This is a genomic window from Metabacillus sp. YM-086, from assembly GCF_048059995.1.
GTDB classification, from domain to species: Bacteria; Bacillota; Bacilli; order Bacillales; family Bacillaceae; genus Metabacillus; species Metabacillus litoralis_B.
On sequence record NZ_JBLUOI010000127.1, the window covers coordinates 1 to 8,546 of the forward strand.

General features: G+C 36.3%; 8 protein-coding genes, 1 tRNA gene and 1 other annotated feature. Of the genes, 6 read left to right on the forward strand and 3 right to left on the reverse strand.

The annotated features are described in order from the left end of the window. The 6 genes from guaB to ACEWK1_RS26495 form a co-directional block, all read left to right on the forward strand. Nucleotides 1–1,236, forward strand: a 1,236-nt coding sequence (gene guaB / locus ACEWK1_RS26470) for an IMP dehydrogenase (RefSeq protein WP_416636814.1), incomplete at its 5' end; no start/stop codon positions are given. Nucleotides 1,237–1,408: 172 nt separating this feature from the next. Continuing rightward, the gene (locus ACEWK1_RS26475) at nt 1,409–2,767 is read left to right on the forward strand and encodes a D-alanyl-D-alanine carboxypeptidase family protein (RefSeq protein ID WP_212138789.1); all 1,359 of its coding nucleotides are present in this window, start codon (nt 1,409–1,411) and stop codon (nt 2,765–2,767) included. A 271-nt stretch (nt 2,768–3,038) separates the two neighbouring features. After that, nucleotides 3,039–3,926, forward strand: coding sequence for a pyridoxal 5'-phosphate synthase lyase subunit PdxS (gene pdxS / locus ACEWK1_RS26480; RefSeq protein WP_212138788.1), 888 nt, complete (start codon nt 3,039–3,041; stop codon nt 3,924–3,926). Between the two features lie 18 nt (nt 3,927–3,944). Then, a complete protein-coding gene (pdxT, locus tag ACEWK1_RS26485) occupies nt 3,945–4,520 on the forward strand; it encodes a pyridoxal 5'-phosphate synthase glutaminase subunit PdxT (RefSeq protein ID WP_121664100.1) in 576 nt (191 codons plus the stop codon). 63 nt (nt 4,521–4,583) lie between these two features. Further along, nucleotides 4,584–4,803, forward strand: a binding site (T-box leader). A 55-nt stretch (nt 4,804–4,858) separates the two neighbouring features. Beyond that, nucleotides 4,859–6,142, forward strand: coding sequence for a serine--tRNA ligase (gene serS, locus ACEWK1_RS26490; RefSeq protein ID WP_212138787.1), 1,284 nt, complete (start codon nt 4,859–4,861; stop codon nt 6,140–6,142). 107 nt (nt 6,143–6,249) lie between these two features. Further along, a tRNA-Ser gene (locus ACEWK1_RS26495) sits at nt 6,250–6,342 on the forward strand. Nucleotides 6,343–6,514: 172 nt separating this feature from the next. Here the strand turns inward: ACEWK1_RS26495 and ACEWK1_RS26500 are convergent. The 3 genes from ACEWK1_RS26500 to ACEWK1_RS26510 form a co-directional block, all read right to left on the reverse strand. Beyond that, nucleotides 6,515–7,183, reverse strand: a complete 669-nt coding sequence (locus ACEWK1_RS26500) for a deoxynucleoside kinase (RefSeq protein WP_121664102.1) — start codon at nt 7,181–7,183, stop codon at nt 6,515–6,517. Further along, on the reverse strand, nt 7,161–7,817 hold the full coding sequence (locus ACEWK1_RS26505) for a deoxynucleoside kinase (RefSeq protein ID WP_212138786.1): 657 nt from the start codon (nt 7,815–7,817) through the stop codon (nt 7,161–7,163). Before ACEWK1_RS26505 ends, ACEWK1_RS26500 begins: the two co-directional genes overlap by 23 nt. Before the next feature lie 190 nt (nt 7,818–8,007). After that, nucleotides 8,008–8,546, reverse strand: a 539-nt coding sequence (locus tag ACEWK1_RS26510) for a glycosyl hydrolase family 18 protein (protein WP_416636815.1), incomplete at its 5' end; no start/stop codon positions are given.

An 8,546-nucleotide genomic window follows, 5' to 3' on the forward strand; every position in this document is an offset into this window, starting at 1 on the left:
TCAATTGAGCAACAAGCAGAGCAAGTGGATAAAGTAAAAAGATCTGAAAGAGGAGTTATTACTGATCCATTTTATTTAACTCCAGAGCATCAAGTGTATGATGCAGAGCACTTAATGGGTAAATATAGAATTTCAGGTGTTCCGATTGTAAATAACCCCGAAGAACAAAAGTTAGTTGGAATCATCACAAACCGTGATATGAGATTTATTCAGGATTATTCAATAAAGATCAGTGATGTGATGACAAAAGAAAATCTTGTAACAGCAGATGTTGGAACAACATTAAAGGATGCCGAGAGTATCTTACAAAAACATAAAATTGAAAAATTACCTTTAGTTGATGAAGATGGTGTACTTAAAGGATTAATAACGATTAAGGATATTGAAAAAGTTATTGAGTTCCCTCATTCAGCAAAAGACTCACATGGTCGTTTAGTAGTTGCTGCAGCAGTAGGAGTAACAGCTGATACAATGGTACGTGTACAGAAGTTGGTTGAAAAAAATGTAGATGCGATTGTTGTTGATACTGCCCATGGTCATTCTAAAGGTGTATTAGAAACAGTAAAAGCAATTCGTAACGAATATCCTGAATTAAACATCATTGCTGGTAATGTCGCAACAGCAGATGCTACAAGAGATTTAATTGAAGCAGGAGCGAATGTAGTTAAAGTTGGAATTGGTCCTGGTTCTATTTGTACAACAAGGGTTGTAGCTGGAGTAGGTGTTCCACAAATTACAGCTGTTTATGATTGTGCAACTGAGGCTAGAAAGCATGGAGTTTCCATTATCGCTGACGGAGGAATTAAATACTCTGGAGATATGGTAAAAGCACTTGCAGCTGGTGGTCATGCTGTTATGTTAGGAAGCTTGCTTGCAGGTACTTCTGAGAGCCCAGGAGCAACTGAAATCTTCCAAGGAAGACGATTTAAAGTATACCGTGGAATGGGATCAGTTGCAGCGATGGAGAAGGGAAGTAAGGACCGTTACTTCCAAGAAGATAATAAAAAGTTTGTTCCAGAGGGAATTGAAGGAAGAACTCCTTACAAAGGTCCATTAGCTGATACAATTTATCAGCTTGTTGGTGGAATCCGATCAGGAATGGGATATTGTGGTACGAAAGATCTTCAAGAACTAAGAGAAAACTCACAATTTATTCGTATGACAGGTGCAGGCTTAAAAGAAAGCCATCCACACGATGTACAAATTACGAAAGAAGCCCCAAATTACTCTTTATAATAGGACTTTTGAAACAAAAAAGAGGTAATTATGGCAGAACTATAACATTTGACAGAGTCTATGACTCTGTCTATTTTTTTTATCCTTTCTATGATAAAATCTATCTTGTTGTGTCTAGATAGAGAAAAACATTCACTGAATTTTAAATAGATTGACTAAAAACATGGAGGTAATGAACAACGTGAGAATAAAACAATTAATTGCAATTGTCGTTGCTTTTGCATTTGTAATTACGTCTTTTTACCCTTATTCAAATGCTCAAGCAGCAGAGCCCATTTCTATTAATGCAAGCTCTGCAATCATTATTGAAGAATCAACAGGTACTATTCTTTATGGTAAAAACGTAGATGAAATGCTACCAGTCGCTAGTATGGCAAAGGTTATGACAGAGTACCTGGTGCTAGAAGCAATAAAGGATGGAAAAATTAAGTGGGATCAAACGTATACACCTAGTGAATATGTGTATGAAATTTCTCAAAATCGTAATCTATCAAATGTACCATTACGACTTGATGGCTCTTACAATGTAGAGGAATTATATGAGGCTATGGCCATTTATTCTGCAAATGGTGCAGCAATTGGTCTGGCTGAGTTAATTGCTGGATCTGAAACGGCATTTGTAAAAATGATGAATGATAAAGCAAAAGAATTAGGTTTAACAAACTATGAATTTGTTAATGCAACAGGATTAGAAAATAAGGATTTACTTGGAAAACACCCTGAAGGAACAAGTGCAGATGCAGAAAGTAAAGTTTCTGCTCGAGATATGGCACTGTTATCACAACGATTAATTCAGGATTTTCCTGATATCTTAAAAACAGCTAGTATTGCTAAAAAAACCTTCAGAGAAGGAACTGATGATGCTACAGAGATGCCAAACTGGAACTGGATGCTTCCAGGTCTTGTTTACGGCTATGAAGGCGTTGATGGACTGAAAACTGGATCAACTTCATCTGCAGGCTCTTGCTTTACAGCAACTGCTGAAAAAAACGGTATGCGAGTAATCACAGTTGTGATGAATGCAAAAGCTGAAGATGGAGGTGGAGATGTTAAAAATCCACGCTTCTTTGCAACCGAAAAGATGTTGAATTATGCGTTTGATCATTTTACAGTAAAAGAAGTTTTTCCTGCTGGTTATCAAATTAAGAAAGAGTCAACGATCCCGGTAGTAAAAGGGAAAGAAGATAGTGTATCTGTAGAAACAAAGAAAGCCGTTACGCTTGTTGTGAAAAATGGAGAAGAAGAATCATATAAGGCATCTTATAAGATTGATTCTAGTCAATTAACGAAAGCAGGAGAATTGACTGCTCCAGTTAAGGAAGGTCAAAAGGTAGGAACAATGATTGTGAATTATGCTGGTGAAGGAGAAGCACTAAGCTATGTTCAAAAAGATAAACTTCCTCAAGTAGATCTTATTACAAAAGAAGCTGTTGAAAAGGCAAACTGGTTTGTTTTATCCATGAGAGGAATTGGTGGTTTCTTTGGTGGATTATGGGGAACAGTAACAGACACAGTTAAAGGCTGGTTTTAATTAGGAAGACTCCCAATGTGGGGGTCTTTTTCTTTTTGGTTTGAGAAACAGTATAAAAAAGTATTAAATTTTTACTGAAATAGGTATATAATAGAAAATTATCTCAGGTGCAAAATGATAGAATAGTGAAATATGTAGGAATTGTTTTACTAATTATATTTATTTTGATAGGATTTTTTTAGAAGTTAGGATAAAATATAGCGTAGATGAATTTTTCATATAGCTAAAACAAATCCTATTACATAGGAAATTACATAAGGGGGACAAACAGATGAGTAACAATATAGGTACTGACCGCGTAAAACGTGGAATGGCAGAAATGCAAAAAGGCGGCGTCATCATGGACGTTGTAAATGCAGAGCAAGCAAAAATCGCAGAGGAAGCAGGTGCTGTTGCTGTAATGGCACTTGAGCGAGTTCCAGCTGACATTCGTGCAGCAGGCGGTGTAGCAAGAATGGCTGATCCTACAATCGTTGAGGACGTTATGAATGCTGTATCTATTCCAGTTATGGCAAAAGCTCGTATCGGTCACATCGTTGAAGCTCGTGTACTTGAAGCTATGGGTGTAGATTACATTGATGAGAGTGAAGTATTAACTCCAGCTGACGAAGAATATCACCTACTAAAAAGTGATTTCACAGTTCCATTTGTATGTGGATGCCGTGATCTTGGTGAAGCAACACGCCGTATTGCTGAAGGTGCTTCAATGCTTCGTACAAAAGGTGAGCCAGGTACTGGTAACATCGTTGAGGCGGTACGTCATATGCGTAAAGTAAATGCTCAAATTCGTAAAGTTGCAGCAATGAGTGAAGATGAATTAATGACTGAAGCAAAAAATCTTGGTGCACCATTTGAACTTCTTCTTCAAATCAAAAAAGAAGGTAAATTACCTGTTGTTAACTTCGCAGCTGGTGGTGTAGCAACTCCTGCTGATGCGGCATTAATGATGCAATTAGGAGCAGACGGTGTATTCGTTGGTTCTGGTATCTTTAAATCAGAAAATCCTGCAAAATTTGCTCGTTCAATCGTTGAAGCAACAACACACTTCCAAGATTATGAGTTAATTGCAAGCCTATCAAAAGGACTTGGATCTGCAATGCAAGGAATTGAAATTTCAAGCCTTTTACCAGAACACAGAATGCAAGAGCGTGGTTGGTAAGATAAAGGAGTTTTTTACATGCTGAAAATTGGTGTTTTAGGTTTACAAGGTGCTGTGCGAGAACATATTCGTTCAATCGAAGCTTGTGGTGCAGAAGGAATCGTCGTTAAGACAACAGACCAACTTGATGACCTTGACGGCTTAATTATTCCAGGTGGAGAAAGCACCACAATGCGTCGCTTAATCGATAAATATAACTTCATGGAACCTTTAAAAGCTTTTGCTGAATCAGGTAAGCCTATGTTCGGAACATGTGCAGGCTTAATTCTATTAGCAAAAAATCTAGTAGGTTATTCTGAGTCTCATTTAGGATTATTGGATGTTACGGTAGAACGTAACTCCTTTGGTCGCCAAAAGGATAGCTTTGAAGCAGAGCTAATGATTACCGGTGTTGGTGAAGATTTTGTTGGTGTCTTCATACGAGCTCCACATATTGTGGAAGTTGGAGAAGATGTAGAGATTTTATCTAAACATAACGGAAGAATCGTTGCTGCTAGACAAGGTCAATTTCTTGGATGCTCATTTCATCCAGAACTAACGGATGATCACCGAATGACTCAGTTATTTATAAATATGGTGAAAGAGTCTAAATAAAAGGTATAAAAAACTTGCTAGTGCTGTAAACTTATAGTAAATTATGTACTAAATCAATTATATGAAAACATGATGATAGGAACTAGTAGCATGATGTTCTATCTATAGAGAGCCGATGGCTGGTGAAAATCGGTGATAGATGCTTGCGAATCCATCCTTGAATGAATGGCTGAACAAACAACAGTTTAAGTAGGTTATTCCGGCTATGACCGTTATTCATTAAGTGAAAAATACATTTGTATTTTTAACTAGGGTGGCAACGCGGGTAACTCTCGTCCCTTCTATGGGACGGGAGTTTTTTGTGTTCAAATATTTTTTTTGAAAAGGAGAATGTTAATATGTTGGATATTAAATTTTTACGTGCTAACTTGGATGAAGCAAAACAAAAATTAGCCAAACGTGGAGAGGATTTAACGGACTTTGGCAAATTTGAGGATCTGGATAAAAAAAGAAGAGAGCTTATAGCAGCTACAGAAGAATTAAAAAGCAAAAGAAATGAAGTATCATCTCAGGTTGCTCAACTAAAAAGGGAAAAACAGGATGCTGATCATCTTATTAGTGAAATGAAAGACGTAGGAGAAAAAATAAAAGAATATGATGATGAATTACGCGAGGTAGAAACAGCATTAGAGCAATTGCTATTATCTATCCCAAATATTCCTCATGAAAGTGTTCCTGTTGGTGATACAGAAGATGATAATGTAGAAGCTCGAAATTGGGGAAAGATCCCTGAATTCTCATTTGAACCAAAACCGCATTGGGAAATTGCAGATGGTCTGCAAATTTTAGATTTCGAAAGAGCAGCAAAAGTAACTGGCAGCCGTTTTGTATTCTATCGTGGTTTAGGAGCTAGATTAGAGAGAGCACTCTTTAACTTTATGCTTGATTTACATGTAGAGAAACATGGTTATACAGAAATCATGCCACCTTTTATTGTGAATAGAGATAGTATGACTGGAACAGGTCAATTACCAAAATTTGAGGAAGATGCTTTTAAGATCGTTGGAGAAGACTATTTCCTAATTCCAACGGCAGAAGTTCCAGTAACAAATTTACATCGTGAGGAAATCCTTAATGTAGAACAACTTCCAATCAGCTATGCTGCATTCAGTGCAAATTTCCGTTCAGAAGCTGGATCTGCTGGGAGAGATACAAGAGGACTAATTCGTCAACATCAGTTTAACAAAGTAGAGCTTGTTCGTTTCGTTAAACCAGAGGATTCTTATGAGGAGCTAGAAAAGCTAACAGGTCATGCTGAAAAAGTACTTCAATTATTAGGACTACCATATCGTGTTATGAGCATGTGTACAGCTGATCTTGGATTCACAGCAGCTAAAAAGTATGACTTAGAAGTCTGGATTCCAAGCTATGGAACGTATCGTGAAATCTCTTCTTGTAGTAATTTTGAGGCATTCCAAGCTCGACGTGCTAATATTCGATTCAGAAGAGAAGCCAAAGCGAAAGTTGAACATGTTCACACATTAAATGGATCTGGTTTAGCAATTGGTCGTACAGTTGCTGCTATTTTAGAAAATTATCAGCAAGAAGATGGATCAGTCATTATTCCAGAGGTATTAAGGCCGTATATGGGGAACAAAGAACGTATATCTGTTGTAGAATAAAAACGCAGGTTTAGAAAGAAATTTAAGGTTTTTAATAAAACTAAAATTTTTTTAAAGAATTGTTGACAAGCATATAAATCTTATGATAAATTATATCTTGTCAACAAGGAGGAATACCCAAGTCCGGCTGAAGGGATCGGTCTTGAAAACCGACAGGGGTGTCAAAGCCCGCAGGGGTTCGAATCCCCTTTCCTCCTCCATAATATTATAAATAATTCTCATATTAAGCGCATAAAATATGGGAGATTGGTGAAAATCGTTACATAGTAACGGTTTTTTTTATTACCCTTTGTAAGGGCTTAACTCTAGATAGAGTAATAAAAGGCATTTAAGATCAGAATTTCTGTTCCTAAATGCCTTTTTTATTGTATCTTATTTTTTGAGAAATTTTGTTTGCTCAATAAAGTAGCCAATTCTTTCTATAATTGGTTCAATGGATTGGTCATTTGTCATAATGTCGTAATCATTAATGTTAATACGTAAAACAGGGCAGGCGTTGAAGTTATTAATCCAATCCTCATAACGCTGGTGCATCTCTTGCCAATATTCTACGGGAGTTTGCTGCTCCATAGCTCGTCCACGTAATTTAATTCGAGATAATATATCGTCTAAACTTCCTTCAAGATAGATCAGAAGGTCAGGATGTGGGAAATAAGGGGTCATAACCATTGCATCAAATAAATTTCGGTATGTTTCATAATCTACTTCAGACATTGTTCCTTTTTCATAATGCATTTTTGCAAAGATTCCAGTGTCTTCATAGATGGAACGATCCTGAATAAATCCTCCGCCATATTCAAAAATCTTTTTTTGCTCTTTAAAGCGTTCAGCAAGAAAATAGATTTGTAAATGAAAGCTCCATCTTTCAAAATCTGCATAAAATTTGTCAAGATAAGGATTGGAATCAACTTTCTCAAACGATGTTTTAAAATCAAGTTCCTTTGCCAGAGCTTTTGTCATGGTTGACTTTCCTACACCAACGGTACCTGCAATCGTAATCACAGCATTGTTTGGAATATTATATTTTTCTCGTAAATTCATCTATTGTTACTCCTTTTTGCAAATACTGATTCAATGTATTGAATATATAGGTTAAGTCTTGTTTATTTTGAACAAAATCTAATGAATCTCCGTTAAATCGTATAATAGGGATGGATGGATTTTCTTTTTCCCATTGTGTCATAGCAATATCATAGTCTTCTGAGAGTTGTTGCAAGTAGTTTGGGTCAATTTGATGCTCAATTTCGCGACCCCTTTTTGCAATTCTATTAAGTAGAGTATCTAAACTTGCGCTTAAATAAATAATGATATTTGGCTTAGGCATTCCATCCGTTAAAATATCATAGATTTTTAAGTATTTATCATACTGCTCATTTTTTAATGTACGTTTAGCAAAAATAAGATTTTTATAAATGTGATAATCCGCTACAACTGGTTTACCTGCTTGGAGAAATTTTTTATCGATATCTTCTAATTGTTTATAACGATTGCAAAGAAAGAACATTTCTGTTTGAAAGCTCCACTCCTCAATATCAGCGTAAAACTTTCCTAAGAAAGGATTCTCTTCAACAATTTCTTTTAATAGATGAAACTGATAATAATCAGCAATTGCTTTAGATAATGATGTTTTTCCAACACCAATTGGTCCCTCTACAGTAATAAAGGGTATATTCATAATGGGTCCTCCTTCAAAACGAAACACCTATACTAAAAATCGACAAATTTCATTTTACCATGCAAAACCCATTTTGAGTTAAAAATTAACTGATTGCTTTCTTTTTCTATATTTATCTCACAATCCCTAACAATTTACTTAAAATTAACCAAAAAAGCACCCATTTTTCAATGAGTACTTCAGTAGGTAACTATTTCTTCTCAATTGTGAAGTTATCAGCAAGGAGGAGCCAATTTTGTGGAAAGGCTAAGCCTAGTTTCCAATAGCTAATTCCTCTTAAATCTAACTCTTTAATCAAATCATATTTAGCTTGAATGGACCTTGCATCCTCAAACCATACTTTATGTTCTTTACCACCGGCATCAGTATAATTAAAATGAGGTGCTTGTGCTTCTTGATCATAACGAATTGGTACGTTGTTCGTACTTGCTAATTGGATAGCTTGTTGAGGACTTACTGCCTTTGCGTATTGACCACCAGCCACAAAAGGAAGCGTCCAGTCATATCCATATAGGTTTTGACCCATCATAATTTTGCGACTAGGCATCTCACTAATCGCATATTCTAACACTTCTCGAACAGGGCCAATTGGTGATACTGCCAAAGGAGGTCCAGCGCTGTATCCCCATTCATAAGTCATAATAACAACGAAATCAACAATTTGACCGTGTGCCTTGTAATCATGTCCTTCATACCATTTTCCTTTTTGATCTGCACTCGTTTTAGGAG

What these genes read in the sequence shown, in the direction of transcription:
- ACEWK1_RS26505 (WP_212138786.1), bottom strand. Translation starts at nt 7,817, where the DNA reads ATGAATATACCCTTTATTACTGTAGAGGGACCAATTGGTGTTGGAAAA.
- pdxS (WP_212138788.1), top strand. Translation starts at nt 3,039, where the DNA reads ATGAGTAACAATATAGGTACTGACCGCGTAAAACGTGGAATGGCAGAA.
- ACEWK1_RS26500 (WP_121664102.1), bottom strand. Translation starts at nt 7,183, where the DNA reads ATGAATTTACGAGAAAAATATAATATTCCAAACAATGCTGTGATTACG.
- serS (WP_212138787.1), top strand. Translation starts at nt 4,859, where the DNA reads ATGTTGGATATTAAATTTTTACGTGCTAACTTGGATGAAGCAAAACAA.
- ACEWK1_RS26475 (WP_212138789.1), top strand. Translation starts at nt 1,409, where the DNA reads ATGAACAACGTGAGAATAAAACAATTAATTGCAATTGTCGTTGCTTTT.
- pdxT (WP_121664100.1), top strand. Translation starts at nt 3,945, where the DNA reads ATGCTGAAAATTGGTGTTTTAGGTTTACAAGGTGCTGTGCGAGAACAT.